17 protein-coding genes are annotated in these 16,553 nt (G+C 72.4%); 6 read left to right on the top strand and 11 right to left on the bottom strand.

All coding sequences use genetic code 11. The annotated features are described in order from the left end of the window. The first annotated feature begins 924 nt into the window (after nt 1-924). Nucleotides 925-1,350 carry a very short patch repair endonuclease gene (locus ITJ85_RS17525; protein WP_425517113.1) on the top strand — a complete coding sequence of 142 codons (426 nt, stop codon included), beginning with the start codon at nt 925-927 and terminating at the stop codon, nt 1,348-1,350. A 223-nt stretch (nt 1,351-1,573) separates the two neighbouring features. Here ITJ85_RS17525 and ITJ85_RS10630 read toward each other — a convergent pair whose 3' ends face one another. Then, nucleotides 1,574-2,350: an NgoMIV family type II restriction endonuclease gene (locus tag ITJ85_RS10630; protein ID WP_217913080.1), complete on the bottom strand. Its 777-nt coding sequence runs from the start codon at nt 2,348-2,350 to the stop codon at nt 1,574-1,576. Further along, nucleotides 2,347-3,396, bottom strand: a complete 1,050-nt coding sequence (locus tag ITJ85_RS10635; protein WP_217913081.1) for a DNA cytosine methyltransferase — start codon at nt 3,394-3,396, stop codon at nt 2,347-2,349. The genes ITJ85_RS10630 and ITJ85_RS10635 overlap by 4 nt, the downstream gene beginning before the upstream one ends. Between ITJ85_RS10635 and ITJ85_RS10640 the strand changes: the two genes are divergently transcribed. Beyond that, a complete protein-coding gene (locus ITJ85_RS10640; protein WP_217913082.1) occupies nt 3,380-3,832 on the top strand; it encodes a hypothetical protein in 453 nt (150 codons plus the stop codon). The genes ITJ85_RS10635 and ITJ85_RS10640 overlap by 17 nt on opposite strands. Nucleotides 3,833-3,920: 88 nt before the next feature. Here the strand turns inward: ITJ85_RS10640 and ITJ85_RS10645 are convergent, their stop codons facing one another. Next, the gene (locus ITJ85_RS10645) at nt 3,921-4,535 is read right to left on the bottom strand and encodes a hypothetical protein (RefSeq protein WP_217913083.1); all 615 of its coding nucleotides are present in this window, start codon (nt 4,533-4,535) and stop codon (nt 3,921-3,923) included. A 745-nt stretch (nt 4,536-5,280) separates the two neighbouring features. On the opposite strand from ITJ85_RS10645, the gene ITJ85_RS10650 reads away from it, so the two are divergent. Then, nucleotides 5,281-6,117: a protein NO VEIN domain-containing protein gene (locus tag ITJ85_RS10650; RefSeq protein WP_217913084.1), complete on the top strand. Its 837-nt coding sequence runs from the start codon at nt 5,281-5,283 to the stop codon at nt 6,115-6,117. 366 nt (nt 6,118-6,483) lie between these two features. Here ITJ85_RS10650 and ITJ85_RS10655 read toward each other — a convergent pair whose 3' ends face one another. Beyond that, nucleotides 6,484-6,921 (bottom strand): hypothetical protein, encoded by a 438-nt coding sequence (locus ITJ85_RS10655; RefSeq protein ID WP_217913085.1) that lies wholly within the window; start codon nt 6,919-6,921, stop codon nt 6,484-6,486. A 254-nt stretch (nt 6,922-7,175) separates the two neighbouring features. Continuing rightward, nucleotides 7,176-7,862, bottom strand: a complete 687-nt coding sequence (locus tag ITJ85_RS10660) for a DUF998 domain-containing protein (RefSeq protein WP_217913086.1) — start codon at nt 7,860-7,862, stop codon at nt 7,176-7,178. Nucleotides 7,863-7,969: 107 nt separating this feature from the next. Between ITJ85_RS10660 and ITJ85_RS10665 the strand changes: the two genes are divergently transcribed. From ITJ85_RS10665 to ITJ85_RS10675, 3 genes are all read left to right on the top strand, one after another. Beyond that, nucleotides 7,970-8,989, top strand: a complete 1,020-nt coding sequence (locus ITJ85_RS10665; RefSeq protein ID WP_217913087.1) for a hypothetical protein — start codon at nt 7,970-7,972, stop codon at nt 8,987-8,989. A gap of 794 nt (nt 8,990-9,783) precedes the next feature. Further along, nucleotides 9,784-11,847 (top strand): hypothetical protein, encoded by a 2,064-nt coding sequence (locus ITJ85_RS10670; protein WP_217913088.1) that lies wholly within the window; start codon nt 9,784-9,786, stop codon nt 11,845-11,847. Nucleotides 11,848-11,957: 110 nt separating this feature from the next. Further along, nucleotides 11,958-12,200: a hypothetical protein gene (locus tag ITJ85_RS10675; RefSeq protein ID WP_217913089.1), complete on the top strand. Its 243-nt coding sequence runs from the start codon at nt 11,958-11,960 to the stop codon at nt 12,198-12,200. A 157-nt stretch (nt 12,201-12,357) separates the two neighbouring features. On the opposite strand, the gene ITJ85_RS10680 is transcribed toward ITJ85_RS10675, so the two are convergent. The 6 genes from ITJ85_RS10680 to ITJ85_RS10705 are packed head-to-tail and all read right to left on the bottom strand — an operon-like array spanning nt 12,358 to nt 16,355. Continuing rightward, nucleotides 12,358-13,290 (bottom strand): TadA family conjugal transfer-associated ATPase, encoded by a 933-nt coding sequence (locus ITJ85_RS10680; protein ID WP_281412187.1) that lies wholly within the window; start codon nt 13,288-13,290, stop codon nt 12,358-12,360. Then, on the bottom strand, nt 13,287-14,015 hold the full coding sequence (locus tag ITJ85_RS10685; protein WP_217913090.1) for a CpaE/TadZ family protein: 729 nt from the start codon (nt 14,013-14,015) through the stop codon (nt 13,287-13,289). The genes ITJ85_RS10680 and ITJ85_RS10685 overlap by 4 nt, the downstream gene beginning before the upstream one ends. Further along, on the bottom strand, nt 14,012-14,698 hold the full coding sequence (gene cpaB, locus ITJ85_RS10690) for a Flp pilus assembly protein CpaB (RefSeq protein WP_217913091.1): 687 nt from the start codon (nt 14,696-14,698) through the stop codon (nt 14,012-14,014). The genes ITJ85_RS10685 and cpaB overlap by 4 nt, the downstream gene beginning before the upstream one ends. Beyond that, nucleotides 14,695-15,198 carry a hypothetical protein gene (locus ITJ85_RS10695; RefSeq protein ID WP_217913092.1) on the bottom strand — a complete coding sequence of 168 codons (504 nt, stop codon included), beginning with the start codon at nt 15,196-15,198 and terminating at the stop codon, nt 14,695-14,697. Before ITJ85_RS10695 ends, cpaB begins: the two co-directional genes overlap by 4 nt. Continuing rightward, complete coding sequence (locus ITJ85_RS10700; RefSeq protein ID WP_217913093.1) at nt 15,195-15,905, bottom strand: sensor histidine kinase; 711 nt, start codon at nt 15,903-15,905, stop codon at nt 15,195-15,197. Before ITJ85_RS10700 ends, ITJ85_RS10695 begins: the two co-directional genes overlap by 4 nt. 3 nt (nt 15,906-15,908) lie before the next feature. After that, nucleotides 15,909-16,355 carry a winged helix-turn-helix domain-containing protein gene (locus tag ITJ85_RS10705; protein WP_217913094.1) on the bottom strand — a complete coding sequence of 149 codons (447 nt, stop codon included), beginning with the start codon at nt 16,353-16,355 and terminating at the stop codon, nt 15,909-15,911. Between the last annotated feature and the right edge of the window lie 198 nt (nt 16,356-16,553).

A 16,553-nucleotide genomic window follows, 5' to 3' on the forward strand; every position in this document is an offset into this window, starting at 1 on the left:
GACGGCCGGATCGCGTCGTCTGCCCACGGTTTGCCCAATGAAGCTGGCGCAGTCGTCCTTCATCGTCGCGTCCCACCGCGTCGGCGAAGGTCGCTCAGGAAACACAGTTGCTCCCGTCCGTCCGAGAAGCGCACTCTGGCCGTACGGGCGAGCACCTCCACGACGGTCCCGGGGCGCGAGCCGTCCACGACGACGCCGTCACCGGGGGCGAGGACCCTCTCGACAGGTGCTCGGACCGGCGAGGGCGAGGGCTGCCGTTGTCGACTGAGAGCCCCGAAATGCCTCAGGAGGTGGTCGGGGAAGCACGCTTGGCACAGGCTGCGTTCGCGATCGACGGCCGCCCTCTCGACGGGGACCTCTTCGATCGGGCTGTAACGCCGGGTGGTGCCCTGGACCGACGCCCGCAAGCCGTCCCAGAGCGCCGGGCACTGGCGATCGGCGTGGAACAGCCGACCGCCGGGTGAGATGAAGACGACGTCGGGGACGCGACCTGACGGCCTCATCACACCACGGCCTTCAGACGCTGCACTTCGCAGGGGGCTCTCTCCGCGGCAGGAGCGCCCGCACTCAGGTGGGTGGCCACGGGCTCACGTCCGCTCGCCGGCCGGCTTGGGCCGACACGCGGCTGGGCTTTGCGGGACCTCGAGGAGGCGTGCGTCGGTATCCGTCGATATCTCCCGGCGGGAAGCCACAGCGGGACACGTTTTCAGATTACTTGCAGCGAAGGCAATCGGAATGCGGTCCGGCTCGTCGGGGACCGCCCGGGAGGGGGTCGCTCAGCGCCGTCGCCCGATCGAGGAACGGACGGGCGCCCTCGCCGGACTCCGCCACGCGTACCGTTCGGTCGAGGGGGTGTTCTTGGCCGAGGGTGATGCGAACGATTCCACGGCGTCCTGGGCGTCGTCTTCCGGGGTTCGCCGGTCCATGCAAGCGAACCGGGGCCGGGATACGGCTCCTGAGCTCCGGCTGCGCTCGGCGGTCCATGCTCTCGGCCTGCGATACCGCGTGGATACGCGGCCTCTGGCGAGCCTGAGGCGCACGGCCGACCTGGTTTTCCGCGGGCCACGGATCGCGGTCTTCGTCGACGGGTGCTTCTGGCACGGCTGCCCTGAGCACTACTCGGCGCCCGCGACGAACGAGTCGTTCTGGGCCGAGAAGGTCGCCGCCAATGTCGCGAGGGACCGGGACACGGACCGAGCCTTGCGGGAAGCGGGATGGACGGTCCTCCGCTTCTGGGAGCACGACGACCCAGGGAAGGCGGCCGCCGCCGTCCAGGCCGCCGTTGCGAGGGCGGCGCCGTCCGGCGTCGTGAGCCGACGATCGGAGCGGCCCGGGGATCCCTCCCGGTGAGGCCAGGTGGAGGACGGGAACACAGCTCGAAGCCTCACGGACCAGAGCCGGATCGAACGGTTCCGGCCTCCGAACCACACGATCTCCTGGCGCAGGTGGTCGTGCGGCGTTCCGGCACACGGGTCGCGGCAGTCGCAGTGTCGGCGCGCTCCTGGACGAGCGGGAATCGGCGGACCGTCGGACATGCGGGGATGCCGGCGGGTCGGCCGCGATGCCGAGAGCCTCAACTGACGGCGAGCGTCCGGGCCAACCCGTCGTAGTCGAGTAGGCGGCCCTGTCCGACCAACTCGTCGAGAATCTCCTGCTGGGCGGCTGTCCCCGAGGCCTGCACCGCCTCCCTCAGCTCGTCGAAGGCGGGGTGGTACACGGCATCGACGTCGCCGGTACCCCGTGCGATCGAGGCGATCCGACTCGGCAGCGGTTCAGCCGTCACAGCGACGACGTGCGGAAGACGCCCTCGACGCTGTCGGGTGAGGACGGCGCTTTCCTGCCGGATGTTCTGCACCCGGTCGGAACGGATGGTCAATTTGCAGGAGACCGTGGCGTGCAGCAGTGGCAGGCTCTCGGTCGCTGCGCCGGCGCCCTCGGCACCGCCGCCGAGGACCAACCCGACGGTGACGTCCGGAGCCACCTCGTACTCCCGGCCGATTGCCATTCCGAGCACGCCCGTCTCGTCTTGCTCGATCAACCGCTGCAGCGTGGCGAGGTGTCCGTACTGCGCGAAGCGCGACAGCTTCAGGCCGGGTCGGTCCACGAGCCACCGGCGCTCGGGAGCCAGCTCGGCGAGCCTCCCTCGGAGGTCGTCGGCTACGAGGCGCTCCATCAGGGAGCCTCCGGTCTGGCCCTCGACCGCGACCCGGTTCTCGCTCAACCCAAGGGCTTCCAGCATGTGCCGCGCGATGGCCATGCTCGCGGCGCTGTCCTTGTCCGCGACGTTGGGGTTGCCGGTCTGGCCCCGGAGGCCGATGAGCTCGCCGAGGAAACCCGCGGCCGGACTCATGCGGCGAGGCTCGCCTCGATGTCCGAACTGACCACCTGGGCCACGACTTCGGCGATCCGGCGCGCCAAGAGGGGTGGAACAGCGTTGCCGATCTGTCGGGCGACGCTGATCTTCGAGCCGACGAACGCGAACGAGTCCGGGAACGTCTGGAGGCGCGCGGCCTCCCGGTGGGTGATCGGACGGTCCGCTTGGGGGTGCAGGTACCGCCCCTTCTCGGGCTTGAAGAACTCCGTGCGGATGGTGAAGGCGGGGCGGTCCCACCAGAGTCGGCCGAACACGTCTGTCGTCCCGCTCTTCTTCCGTCGCCAGCAGTCCGGGAGCAGATCCGGCCGATTGCGCGCCAGGTCGAAGCGGTTCCCGCCTTCCGGCACCGCCCGGTACCGCTCGATCGAGAAGGGCTTCGGGTTGCGGCCCCAGTGGAGATCCTCGTTCGTCGGGGTGAGCGGGAGGTCGCCGATCGCCTCGCGAACCGTTGCGTAGGTCGCGGGGTTGTGTGTCGGCGCCGGCGGCCACAGCGGACGAGGGTCCCGGACCCGCGAGACGATCATGACGCCCCGCCTTCGGAGCTGCGGAACACCGTAGTCGGCCGCGTTGAGCACGCCGAATGCCGGGGGGTGGTACGCGGCGAACGCCGGGTCCTCCTCCAGGGTCCGGAGCAGCACCTGGAACTCGGCGCTCTTGAGGAACTCGGGCACGTTCTCGACCACGAACGCCTCCGGCTCGACGTCGCGGACGGCCCGGAGGTAGTGCTCCCACAGCGCGTTCAGGCGCGCCCGCGAGACCGCGTCCCGGTCGCGTCCGAGGGGCGAGAAACCCTGGCACGGGGGTCCGCCGACGATCACCCGGGCCTCCGGGAACTCCGTCAGGTCCTCGATCGGGCCAGCGTAGACCTCGCAGCCGAAATTGGTGGCGTACGTCTCGGCTGCGGACTCGTCGTGCTCAACGGCGAGCACCGGCAAGAAGGCCTGATCCGCCTGTTCGAAACCGAGACTGAGCCCCCCCGCGCCGGCGAACAGATCAAGCGTGGGGATGCTCGAGACCGACACGGGACTCCTCAAAGGCGGCGGGACAGGGAAGGCCTACCGTACCGACCGCCCAGGACGTAGACCGCTTCGCCAAGACGCCAGGACCACCGCCAGCAAGCGCGAATCGTCAGGCGCGTCGCTGGACCGGGGATCCCAGGTGCTACTCCACGAGGCCGCGCTGGAGCTCGCCGACATCGCGAAGGAGCTCCAACCGGACGACGCCTCCCGCGGGGACATCGACCGGTTGGTCGCCAAGCTGCGTCGCGTCGAGGCGCGGGCGTTCGGCCCCCGTCCCCGCGCGAAGAAGGGCCAGGGTGCCAAGTGGCAGATCCTGGCCTACCTCCGCGAGCATGTCGGCACTACCGTCGCTTTTGTCGTCGCGATCGCGTTCGAGCTCGGCCTCACCGCGCCCGAAGTCGCCGTGCTCACCCGGCACGCAACGCGAAGGGCACGCTAACCGTCTAAGCCGGGCTCACCGGCGACGGCCGCGAGACGCAGTCGCGAAGCTCGCAGAAGGGCTTCGGTGCCTAAGCTCCTGGCGGGTTTCAGGCCACCTCGTCGAGGATCTGCCTTTGGGACTCAAGGTAGCGACGTATGTCGATAATCACGCCGTCGACGGAGTCGCTGTCTGCATCATCAAGACCGCTCGGCTCGACAGAGTTCGCGTCGGCCAGCTTGTTCGTGTAGTCAGCGATGAGGCGCACGAGCTTGTCGGGCTCCTCCACCGACAGCTCGAGCGAGATCGCGCCGCTGTCTGCCTTCTCCTTGAGAGAATCCAAGTCTGAGATGAGGCGGGTGATGAGGCCGGCGGCGAGGCTTCCGGAGCCGATTGCCTCTAAGTAGGCGGCCAGTGACGCGTTGTAGTTAGAAACGCACTCCGGGGTCTCGAGCTCCGCAGCCGGCTGCTTCTCCTTACTCCTGGCCCACACAGCGACTCCGCCCCCGACGGCTGCTGCGGCGACGACTCCGAGGCCAATGATCACAAACGTCGGGTTCTTCACGCTCTTGCCCACCGCCGCGGCCATCGGGTTCTTGCCATCGCTAAGCGTGCGGGAAACTGCTTTGATGTGCGCCGTGATGTGTTCGCTGTTGCGCACCGCCGTGGTGCCTAGCGTCGAGAGCTCGCCGGTCGCCAAACCCTTGGCGATGTCGGGCGGCACGTAATAAGTGATCTGAACGAGAGGCACGTTTCTCCCGAGCGAGCTACTCGTCCCCGTTCCTCTCGAAGGGCGCGGCACCCGCGTAGTCGGTGTAGAAGGACGAACCGTCAGACCGCGTGCGCTTCAGGTCGTTGTCCCAGTTGCAATCGTAGCTCAGGACATACTCGCACGTGCCCGAGGCGGGACCCCCTAGCGCGGGTTCACCGTGGGCAGCGACGACCGCGGCTCGGGTCCCGTTCTCGACGGCCCCGGCGATAACCCGCGACTTGGCCGGGGCGCAACGGCAAGGCGATGCTCGTCCCGACGGCCTGGCCGAATGGCCTTGACCCGAGGGGTGATCCGCCACGCCATCGTGCGATGCCGCGGGCGACGCCCCTTCCTCGCCCGAACCGCCCCGGGTGGACCTCCTTAGGTCCGGCCCGGCGGCCGAGCGCGAACGCTTCGAGGAGGGAGGGGATCGGTTGGCGCGTGCCGTGGTTCGGTCCCGCTGGCGCTGAGAAACGGGGGTGCCTCGGCGCGCGGGGCTCGGGCGGGGAGGCGTCGTCGCGGTACCCCGGTGGTGGGGTGGGATGCCGCCGATGCGAGGAGCCCCACCTCCCGGGGGAGGAGATCGGGCTCCGGGTCCGCGCCGTCCTCGGCGCGTAACTCCACAGCCAAGAGAACGGGGTCGCCGGGCGTGGGTACCGGGGCACTCGGGGAAGCCTCCGGTCGCGGCTGCGCGGGGGCGCTGATTGAATCGCCGGGCATGCCCCTGGTCTTCGCCATGAACGATGAGAGCGAGTCGGATCACGTTTACGACGACCGCTTCGGCATCTCCTACGAGTATCCGCAGTCTCGCTACCAACGGCTTGTCCGCAGCGGCGAGCTCTTCGTCTACTACCGTGGCCGCAAGAAGAAGGGTGGCGGGAGACAGCCGCAGGTGTACCTCGGAGCCGGGGTCGTCGGACCGGTGCGGCCCAGCCCTCGGGAAGGTCGGCTGGTCTGCGAGATCCTGGACTTCCAGGAGTTCGAGAGCCCGGTCCCCTTCAAGGACGCTCACGGCGCGCACCTGGAGCCCAACGGCGGCCGGAAGGGCTACTACCGACCGGGGGTCCGTCGGATCTCCGAGGACGTCTACGAGCGCATTCTCGGCTTGGGCGGGTTTCCGCCGGCGCCCAGCAATGCAGCCGAGGGGTTGGGGACGAGCGGTTACGCCGATCCTGGCGAGACCCGGGAGGTAGAGGACTACGCCGTGGACGTCGTGACCGCGACCTTGGCCGCCCGCCATCCGGACGCCGAGATCGAAGTCATGGCGCGCAACAACCCGGGCTTCGACATCCACGTCCGAAGGGGTGGCGAAGACTCGTTCGTCGAGGTCAAAGGAACCCGGCGCCCGGCGGCGCTGTTCCACATGAGCGAGGGCGAGCGCCTCTTCTCGCACGCCCACGCCGAGGACTACTCGCTCTTCGTGGTCTTTGGGATCAACTTGGCCGCGAGGACGCATGCAGGCCTGGTCGAGACCCCCGGGCCGGTGGCCGCCCCCCGGGTCAGCCTCGAACCGCGTCAGTGGGTGGGCGAGGTCGTCGAACTGCCGGATGAATAACGAAGCCATATCGACGGGGCGTTGCCTCCTGGAAGGTCCAGTGCGAGCCCGGGGCGGGAGTAGGCACGCCTCGGGTTATGGAGGCGTTTCTGATCGCTGGGACGGCCCGAGAAGGGCCGTTCGTCCCGACGGACGTGCCATTCCTGGGCGGCTATCTCACCGTCAGCCATGCTTTCGAAGCAAGCGATCGCTTTCCGACAGGCCCAGATGTGGCGTACGTATCGGGGGTCGCCGAGCAAGGCCCTCGCCGGATCGGCGTTCCGGCTTCTAGCGGTGACGTGACGACGGCGCCCGCAGCCGCTTCATCCTCGCTACTGCGAGCGCCATGTCTGACGCGTCTGGGTAGGCCCGGAGTCGGGCCCTAACTCATGAGGCCCAGCGGCGCAGGTGCTCTGGCACGACGGAAGTTCCGTCGGTCACTTCCACTCCGGCCTCGCGCGCGCGCTCGAGGCGCGAGACTGGCGAGTTGTACCACGGACCATCGAGCCGCCAGCGCTTGTCCACGAAGCGCCAGGCGTCCTCGACCTCGTCGCGGTCGCGGAGGACGAACCCGACCTCCCGCGCCATGATCGCGTCCGAGTGGAACTGGAATACCACGCCCTCCGCCTCCGCTATGCGCGTGGCCATCAGCCCGAGGGCGTACGCACGTGAGAACCCGTCGCGCGGGAAGTAGCGCCGGTCGTTGGTCGCGCGAACGACATACTCAGCGAACCGCTCGCGCGTGTACGGGTCGGTTCGGCCGTCGGGGCCGATGACGTATTGATGCATTTTTTCGCACTCCTCGGTGCTGGGCGACTGTGCCACGCGGGGCACAGCGACTTGGATGGTTCGCCTTCAGACTAACACCTGCGCCGGGCGGCCGTGGCGCGAAGTCGGGCTCGCACAGTTGTTCGCGGGCAGTCGCCAACGGGCGGCTTTCGGGGCGCAGCCCACACGGCCAGCTGGCGTGTTTCGTTGACATGGGCCTACATCCCCAACCGCTCGCTAGCCGGCGCCCCGGGCCGCGTGACGGCTGGCAGAGCCCTCTAGAGGGGCTTATGACGAAAGCGCCCTGGCGGCTAGTCCTCTCTTGCGCCCCCGACCGGCAAGCCGGTCAGGGCCAGACCCTCGACCCAGGCCAGGAGACCTCCGAAGAGGAAGTATCTTCCGAGTTGCGGAAGGTCGTCCGTGAATGTGAGTGCGAACCCGGGGAGCGCCACTACGAGCGTTGCGGCCGACAACCCGGCCATCCGACGCCACCGGCGCCGTGTCCGATCGCCCCCGAGAGCTACGGCCATGCCGATAAGGCCCGCGACCGGTATGACTGGGTACGCGACGTTGTGTATTCGGTCCTGCCATGAAGGGGCGTCCGATGTCCCCGGGGCGTCGGGAGGGAACGCCACGAGGCTGAGCGCAGCGCCCGCAACGACCACCAGGGCAGCGATGATCCGGACGCGCGGCTGGTGATCGGACTGCCAGAGCGCCATGCCGGAACCCACGACGAGGACGCCGCTCACAGCAAACGCGGCGCTGAGGAGCTCACCTCGGGGACCGACCATGAGCAAGCTCGGCCACTCGACCTCGCTGCGGCCTACTGCTGACCATCCCGCCGCAGAAAGAAAGTCACGGCTAGCGACCGTCAGGCCGGCGGTCGTGGCGACGATCATCGGCGGCGCGATCGCGCCGCCGAGCGTCCCCAGTCTCTTCGCACGGCCGGTCGCGATAGCTGCATGTGCCGACGTCTGGAAGCGAGTGAACGGGCGCACGACCCCACGGTACAGACCGCTATGGAGACGCGTTTCTGTCCGAGAGGGACGTCATTATCTCGCGGCTCAGTGCACTTGGAGTCACCGAAGGTCTAGGAGGACGGGTCGTGAGTCCGGAGCCCTACGTTCGCGGCCAGGCGTTCGCGTTCATGGCGATCCTCGTCGCCGCCGCGGTGCTCGGCCCCCCTTGGGCCGCCCTGACGGTGGCCGCTGTCGCGTCCCTGATCGCGCTCGGGCTTGGTGTGAAGTACCGCAGTGACGTTAGGGCCGCAAGCGCGGAGCGGCCAGCGCATCGCGAGCGGCCTGATCTGATTGTGGCCGGCGATGCGCGCACGGCCTTCGGGATCGCCCTCGCGACAAGTGGAGCGCTGGTTGCGACGGGGTTTGAGGAGCCGGACATCGGTCTAGCGCCCGCGACGCCGGCTCTCGTCGCCGTCGCGGCTGCCGGAGTCTACGTGTCGAGCCTATTCGACTGGTACGTCATCCTCCCCAGAGTAAGCGGCCTTCTCGGCAGGCGGCCCTGCCGCGACGAAACGGCCGCCGATCGCTATCCCAGCACGTGGAGGGGGACAACTCGGTGGTGGTACATCCACCGGACGGTCGCTGCTCTTCTCCTGCGCTTCGGGCTTTCCTACGCGGCCGTGTTCTCATTGCGCCAGGTGCTCGACTTCCCCTTCGCCGCCGGCCTGGTTGCTGGCGCCTTCCTAGGGTTCCTCGCCCCCTACCTGCGGGCGGCGCCTCTCGCGGCCCGCCAGGCCGCTCATCCATCAGTCGTCGTCGGACAGACCGCCGACATGTACCGAACCGAGGCGAGGGTGAACGTTCCGGTCGGGCGTTGGAGCTTCGGCATTCCCGGGCTCGGGCGCCGGCCTCTGGAGGAGATCCTGGTCCGGGCCTACGTGATCGACGTTTCCGTCGAAGGGATTCACGTCGCGGGGGCAGCCGAACGAGAGGGCCCAGCGCCGCGTGGCGGCAACCATGGCTTCCAGCGTCACGCGCGAACCGTCGCTCTTCGCGACGCCCCAGGCTCGTCACCGTCGGCTCGGCCCTTCACAGGTTGTGAGGTCGAGTGCTCCGGGATCAACTGGTACTGCATCGAGAACCCAGAGTGCTTCAAGGAGAAGTAGCAGCCGGCAGCGCAGGCGAGGCTGCGCCAAAGTGATCCTTCCGTGACGCGATGAAATGTGCCGCTGAGACCCGCTGCCTCGAGGACGGCCTGCGGGCGCTGCGGTGTCCTGAGCCGCGATGGCGGTCTGCATGACCCGTCCGAACCGCTGGATCGACGAGTCCCTCCCCTACCGGCGAGCCGAGGTCGACCGCCGGCTTCGCGCACTCGTGGAGGCATCCTCGCTCCCCCGGCCCCTTTGCGGCGTCGCGCTCGAGTCCGGTCCCTTCGGCCCGGCTGACCGTGCGCTGGGCTTCCCGACAGCCAGGTCGCCCTCGCCAAGACCCACGACGTCGCCTACGCCCGCCTTCGCGATGGCACCGTCGCCCTGGCGCCGGTGGACGACCCCTGAGCTCGCGTACCTCGACCTCCTGCCGGCGGGCGTCGTGATGCACGACGAGTACGAGCGCCGGGGCGGAGACTGATCTTGATCGAGCCGCCGCGGGCTCTCCGGACGTAGCCCCAGCCCCCGCCGCCGTCGTGACGGGCTCCGGCGTCCGGCGGGGTGTGCTTCAATGCGTCGCAACGGTTACAAAGTCGGTCGGTCGCTGCCCCGCGAGGGGTGCAGGCGAGCCGGAGCTGCGTGCTTCGGCAACCTCAAGTGCGACTTGCGGGCGGAGGACCGCCATCCCACACCTGAACCCGCCGGGTTGAGGACGGGAGGGGACCGACTCCTTGTCGGCCCTCGCTAGACGGGCCGACCAGCCGCACCCGCCCCACTCCGAGTGGTGCGGCGCCGCGAACACAGGAGTCAACATGGGCACGAACCTTCCCCCCGAGTTCGACGACCGGGGGATCAAGCCGCTCACCCACATCCCCGAGCTGCCGCCCGCGCGCCAGACGAGCGCGCTGGTGAGGCAGCTGGTGCGGGACGGCGTGCGCGACCCTGACGGGACGCAGGTCGCGACCTACTCTCAGCGGGAGGCGACGCAGCTGGCGTACCCGTGGGTCTACCCCCGGCAGGTCAGCGCGCAGATCGTGGCGCCCCACACCATCAACACCCAGGCCGGGACCCTCTTCATGGTCCACGGGCTCGTGCTCACGACGAGGATCATGCCGCCGTACCACAACTCCCGGGCGCGGCCGAAGCTGGCGATCCCGCCCGCCGACGCCGCCGGGAAGGTCAACACGCCGTGGCCCACGCGCGACGTGAGCGCCGACCCGACGTCTCCCCACCGGCTGCTCGTCTCCGCTGAGGATGCCCGCGCGCTGGCGGACGCCGCCCGGGCGACGGCCGAGCACGTCGAGGCCATGCAGGGGACCCTGAAGGACATCCTCGCGCGCGAGGGCGTCGAGGAGCCGGTCCTCCTCGTCGGCGCCCGCTTCGCCCTCGACCACGGTGCCCTGCCTAACGACCTCGTTGAGCTCGCCTCGGACGGAGGGAGCCGCGTGACGATCCAGCAGGGGCACCTCGCGGCGGCGGCGAAGGCCCTCGTCTCCTCGGCGGCCGACACGGGCCCCCTGGCCAGCCAGAAGCTGACGCTCCGCCGGCTCGACGCGATCGCCGAGCTTGGCGTTCACCTGGAGGGCCGCGTCGCCGGGCTGATGGTGCGCGACCCCCAGGCCGAGCGCGACCTGCGGGACTACCTCGACCTGCTCCAGAACGCGCCCGCGAAGGACCTTGCCGAGTCGGGGCTCTACGCGGGTCAGCGAGCGCTCGTGATCCCGGCACGGGCGGTAGTTGCCTTCCGTTCGCACGGCGGAACCCTCGTGGAGGCCGTGGGCCAGCTCGTCGGCAACGCCCACAAGCGCGGCCCGAAGCCCTGGGACCCCGAGGCGATCAACATCGACACGCGCGACGAGATGCTCCGGCACCTCTACGAGGCCGGCGCGATCACCTCGGAGCGGCTCGCGCTGTTCGGCCCCCGCTTCGAGGAGGCCGAGACCCTGTACGGCGGGAGCGCGAACCCCGACTACCGGATCGGCGCGCTCGTGCGGCTCATCCACGGTGGCGACCCGCTCTCGGATGAGGCCCGCCGGGCCGCCCGTCGGGCTCTGCGCGTCGGCCGCCTCAGCGCCCGTCAGACCGCGCAGATCGCCGCGGCCGCGGTGCTCGAGCAGTTCCGCACCGGCAGCACCTCTGAGCGCGCGTCCGTCGAGGCGACGCTGAACGAGATCATGGCGGGCGAGCCGTTCAAGGGGGGCGTGACCTTCGGCGACCACGACCCCGACGTGGAGACCCTCGTCGAGGACGCTATCGCCGAGCAGCAGCGGCTCATCGCGCAGGGGACGCCGAGCGTCTTCGTCGGCGCCAAGGCCAAGGAGGAGCTGACGGTCAAGGGCGGCGTCGCGCTCACGTTCCTCGGCGCTCTCCGCCGGCGCTACGCCGGCACCGGGTCGGAGCGTGCGTACCAGGTCCTGGCCCGGGTCGCTCGCGACGAGCGGGGCCTCGCCCTCATGGGCGAGGCGATCGCCCAGCTGCGGTCGGGCGGCGACCGGCTGCCCGCCCTCGACCCGGAGACCTGGGAGGAGCTGGGCAAGACGGCGAAGGGCGACGTCATCCCGATGGACCTCGACAACCTGCTGGAGCTCTTCCCGACCACGACGCAGCAGGTCGCGCCCCAGCGGACGACGCCGGAGAGCTGCGTCCAGAGGATCGTCGCCCTTCTGAGCGGCGGCGTCTCCGACGCTCTCGAGGAGCTGGAGGGGCTCCCCGGCGTCAACGACAGGGGCGTCGTCCCGTCCCCGGAGCTCGCCAAGGCCATCGACCTGCTCACGGACTACCGTGACCGCCTCGTCAGCGCGCGGAAGACCCACGAGCGGTACTACGCGGACGCCGAGCCCGCCGAGGAGGACCGCGACGACGAGGCGGCGGCGTGAGCCCGGGCCGCTACCTCGGGGCCTGGGGGCTGGTCGCACGGTTCGCCGAACCCCCCATGCCCCGTCCCTGGCGTCTCACCCGCGGCATCCCTGCGACGCTGCCGCGGTCGGTGAACGCCGTCTACATCGCCACGGACGTCGCCGGCACCGTCCGGTACGTCGGGAGCTGTCGCCGGGGTGTCACCGCGCGCCTCAACGAGCACGTCCGCCAGCCCAGCCGCGCCCGAGGGTGGGACGGCGTGTGGGTGATCGCGCTGCGCGACGATCTGCCACGGGTCATCGTTGAGCTCTGCGAGGGCCGGGTGGGGCGCTACCTGAGGCCGCTGGACAACGTCCGGTTGCCGCGCGCCTAGGTGCGGCGGAGGACGGGGCATCACGGCCCCGTCCTCCGCGGCTCCATCCGAGAGCAACCGGGCGGCCCCTGCACAGCCAGGGTCGTCGACCCGGCTTCGGAACGAACACATGTTCGTATAGCGTGGCCGGCCCGGGCCGGACGACGACACCGCTTCGTCAATGGAGAACCTCGGGAAATTGGCGACGCCGGCGTCCAGCGAGATCAGTGGTGTCCTGGATGGTTATGGCGGAGAGCATGTCCAGCGCCTCGCCGCCCCGCACCTCCCCGACGACGATCCGGTCGGGGCGCATGCGGAGGGCGTTGCGCACCAGCGCGCGGATGGGCACGGCGCCCGTGCCCTCGAGGGACGGCGGGCGGCTCTCCAGGCGGACGACGTGCGGCAGGTCGATCCGCAGCTCCGCCGCGTCCTCGATGGTGACCACGCGCTCGCGGGCGGGGATGGCGCCCGCCAGGGCGGCCAGCGTGGTGGTCTTGCCGCTGCCGGTGCCGCCGGTGACGAGGATGTTGCGCCGGTCCCGGACGGCGCGCCGCAGCGTGGCGAGCATGCGCTCGTCCATCGTCCCCAGGCGCACCAGGTCGTCGCCGTCGAGCGGCCGGCCGGCGAAGCGCCGGACGGTGAGGACCGGCCCGTCCAGCGCGAGCGGCGGGATGATCGCGTTGACCCGCGAGCCGTCCGGCAGGCGGGCGTCCACCATGGGGCTCGCCTCGTCGACCCGCCGGCCGAGCGGGGCGAGGATGCGGTCGATGACGTGCAGCAGGTGCGCGTCGTCGTGGAAGCGGGTCGCCGCCGGCTCGAGGCGCCCCGCGCGCTCCACGAAGACGCGGTGCGGCCCGCAGACCATCACCTCCGTGATCCCCGGGTCGCGCAGCAGCGCCTCGAGCGGGCCCAGCCCGAGGGCTTCGTCGACCACCGCCTGGACGACCGCCTCGCGCTCCGCGGCCGGCAGGATGCGGCGCTCCTCGTCGAGCATGTCGAGCACGACGTCGGCCAGGTCGTCCGGCGCGAGCCCCTGTCCCACCACCCGGGGATCGCGAGCCGCCCGGGCGCGCAGGTGCTCGACGAGCGCCGGGTCCGCCGCCGCGCTCACCCGACCGCCCCCGCCAGCCCCTCGACGGCGCACGCGAGGCGCCGCCGCCGGCCACCCGGCCAGCGGCCCGCGCCGAGGGCGGACGCCTCGCGCGCGGACCAGGGCAGCTCGCCGACGAGCGTCGCCCCGATCGCCCGGCCCAGGGCGCGGGCGCCGATCTCGGACGGCGCCGCGCCGCGCGCGACGACGAGGCCGGGGGCGGGCGCCCCCGCGGCGCGGAGCGCCTCGACGACGCGGCGCGCCCTGCGGGCCGACTGCAGGGTGGCCCCGCAGACGACGAGGACGCCGTCCGCCCGCGCGGCGATCGCTACCGCGCGCTCGCCGGCGCCCGTCCCCGCGTCGATCGCCACCCGCCCGCCGTCGCCGGCGGCGCCGCGCGCCGCGTCGGCGAGCCGGCCCAGCGCGGGCGGCCGCCAGGCGCCGCCGGCGTCCGGCGCCGCCGCCACCACCCAGACGCCGGAGGCGTGACGGTGGGCGGCCTGGCGGACGTGGCGCGCCTCGAGCTCGTCGGCGACCACGGCGAGGTCGGCCACGGTCGGGCCCTCCGGCAGCGACCAGGCCTCGGCGAGGTCGCCCCGGTCGAGGTCGAGCTCGACCAGCCAGGAGGCCGCCCCGGTCCGGCTCCAGGCGATCGCGATGCCGCCCGCGACCAGGCTCGCGCCGCATCCGCCCGAGGCGGCGAGCACCGCCACGAGCCGCGCGCCGGAGGTCGCGCCGCCGGTCACGGCGCGTCGACCGCCCGCGGCGCGGGCGGGGCGTCGATCTCGCCGGCCGGGCGGGCGAGCAGGCGGACCTCGCGGGCGAAGTTCACGGCCGCCGTGATCCGCAGCGCCTGCGCCGCGGACACCCGCAGGAGCGCCTCGGCCGGCTGCGCCAGCCCGTCGGGGGCGGTCGCCTCGACCACGGCCAGCACCTCCGCGTCGGCCACCACGACCGCCGTGCGCCCGGCCGCCCCCTCGCCCGTCGACGCGACCACATCGACCCGCGCACCGGGCAGGAGTCCGGCCGCGGCGCCGCCGGCGGCGGTCAGCGGGACGGACACCGCCCGCTCGCCGTCCGCGAGCGGGCGCGGCCCGAGCCCCGCGGCGCCGCCAAGCGCCGCCTCGGTGAGCGGCTCGCCGGGGGCGACCGGCACCGCGACCGTGCGCCCGACGAGGGCGGCCGGATCGGCCGCGAGGCCCGTGACGCCCGGCATGGCGGGCGCGGGGACGGCGACGAGCGCCGTGGCGGCGACGTCGGCGTCGATGAGGAGGCCGGGGCGGAGCTCCTGCCGGGCGACGACCACGGCGCCCCCGGCGGCGGGCTCCCCGGCGCCCGCGCGGAGCGTCATCGCGGCCGCGAGCAGCCCGACGAGGCCCGCGAGGAGCAGCCAGCCGCCCGGCCGGGCGCCGCCGAGACGGCGCCTCATCGCCGGCCCCCGGCGACCGCGGCGCCGCACCGCCCGCACGGGCAGCCGGGGAGGCCGCCGCCCGGGCAGCGGCCGCACGGGCGCCATGCCGCGGCCGCCCAGCGGGACATCACCCGCGGCCGCAGCGCCGGCACCCGCGCCCCCGCCCCGGCGCTGAGCAGCGCCTCGAGCGATCGCACGCCGCGGTGCCCCTCGAAGGCCGGATGGAGCGCCACGGCGACCGCCCAGGCGGCCCTCGGCGCGGCGCCGGGGAGGCGCAGCAGCGGCGCCGACATCAGCCGGGCGACCTGCGGCAGCGCGGCGGCGCCCGGGTCGTCGCCGGCCGGGCGCGCCAGCACCACGGCCCCCGGGCCGGCCGCCTCGAGCGCCGCCACGACGTCGTCGGCCGCGACCGTCGCCCAGCGGCCGCGCCGGCGGCGGCGAGGGACCACGGCGAGCCCGCGGCCGTCCCGCCCGGCGACGAGCGCGCCGACCAGGCCCTCCACGACGAGCGTGCTCATGCCGCGCGGGGCCCGTCGTGCCCGCGGGGGGCGAGCGGGAGCGCCAGCCGGAAGCAGGCGCCCGCGCCGACCGGATCGAGGGTGAGGCGCCCGCCTCCGGCCTCGGCGAGCTCGCGGGCGATCGCGAGCCCCAGCCCCCGCCCCTCCCCCGCCGGGGCGCTGCCGCGCTCGCCCGGCAGGAAGACGCGCTCGCGGTAGGCGGGCGGGACGCCGTCGCCGTCGTCGCGGACGCGGACCTCCGCCCGGCGCCCGCGGACGGCGAGGGCGAGGGTGATGACGCCCCCCTCGCGGCCGTGCCGCACGGCGTTCGCGAGCAGGTTGTCGAGGATGCGCTCGACGTCGCCGCGGTCGGCCGCCGCGCTGACCGGCCGGACGGCCGCCCGGACCCGCACCGCGATCCCGCGCAGGGCGGCCGCGCCGGCGAAGCGCTCGGCGGCCTCGTCCACGAGGGCGCCGAGGTCGCAGGCCGGCAGCGGCCGCCGCGGGGCCGGCTCCATCCTGGCGATGGCGCGCAGGCCGTCGGCGAGCCGGAGGGCCTCGGCGTCGATGAGCTCGATGGCGCGACGCCGGTCCCGGCGCGCCTCGTCGCGCGCGAGCGTGGCGCACAGGCCCCGGATGACGGTGAGCGGCCCGTGGAGGTCGTGGACGACGCGGGCCATGGCGTCCGGCGCCGGCGAGGCGAAGCCGTGGACGGTGGTGGCGGGCACGGCTCAGGCCTCCTCGGGCAGCAGCCGGTAGCCGATGCCCCAGACGTTGACGACCCACCGGCCGCCGCCCGCGCCGTCGGCGAGCTTGCGGCGCAGGCGGCTGGCGTGGCTGTCGACCGTGCGGGTGCGCGCGGCGGCGCGATAGCCCCAGACGTCGCGCAGCAGCTCCGCCTTGGTCATCACGCGGTTCGGCTCCCTGGCCAGGGCCTCCAGCAGGGCGAACTCCTTGCCCGACAGCTCGAGGGCGCGTCCGCCGAGCGTCGCCGTGCGCGCGTGGCGGTCGATGACGAGGGCGCCCACCCGCAGCTCCTGGCGCATCGTGGCGCCGCGCGCCCGCCGGACGAGCGCCGCCACGCGGGCGAGCACCTCCGGGTAGTGGAACGGCTTGCCCTTCCACTTGATCTGGCCGCACCCGATTCGGCTCCGTGTGCCGTACCGACGACGTGCCACGAGGCCAGGAAGCGCTTAGTGGCAGTTCTTTGGGACTACGGGACCTGGTGCGCCTATCGGTGCACCGCCTCGCGACCTGCGAGCCGTACGTGCCCAAAGGGGGACGAGCCGCTCTCCGCACCCGATGAGGTCGTCCGCCCGGTCCAGAGTGCCCTGTACGGACGTCAGCCCTGCAACCGTCAGCCCGCGACCCACAGT

This window comes from Miltoncostaea marina (assembly GCF_018141525.1).
In the GTDB taxonomy this organism is placed as follows: Bacteria; Actinomycetota; Thermoleophilia; order Miltoncostaeales; family Miltoncostaeaceae; genus Miltoncostaea; species Miltoncostaea marina.

What these genes read in the sequence shown, in the direction of transcription:
- ITJ85_RS17525 (WP_425517113.1), top strand. Translation starts at nt 925, where the DNA reads ATGCAAGCGAACCGGGGCCGGGATACGGCTCCTGAGCTCCGGCTGCGC.
- ITJ85_RS10630 (WP_217913080.1), bottom strand. Translation starts at nt 2,350, where the DNA reads ATGAGTCCGGCCGCGGGTTTCCTCGGCGAGCTCATCGGCCTCCGGGGC.
- ITJ85_RS10640 (WP_217913082.1), top strand. Translation starts at nt 3,380, where the DNA reads ATGCTCGAGACCGACACGGGACTCCTCAAAGGCGGCGGGACAGGGAAG.
- ITJ85_RS10650 (WP_217913084.1), top strand. Translation starts at nt 5,281, where the DNA reads ATGCCCCTGGTCTTCGCCATGAACGATGAGAGCGAGTCGGATCACGTT.
- ITJ85_RS10670 (WP_217913088.1), top strand. Translation starts at nt 9,784, where the DNA reads ATGGGCACGAACCTTCCCCCCGAGTTCGACGACCGGGGGATCAAGCCG.
- cpaB (WP_217913091.1), bottom strand. Translation starts at nt 14,698, where the DNA reads ATGAGGCGCCGTCTCGGCGGCGCCCGGCCGGGCGGCTGGCTGCTCCTC.
- ITJ85_RS10695 (WP_217913092.1), bottom strand. Translation starts at nt 15,198, where the DNA reads ATGAGCACGCTCGTCGTGGAGGGCCTGGTCGGCGCGCTCGTCGCCGGG.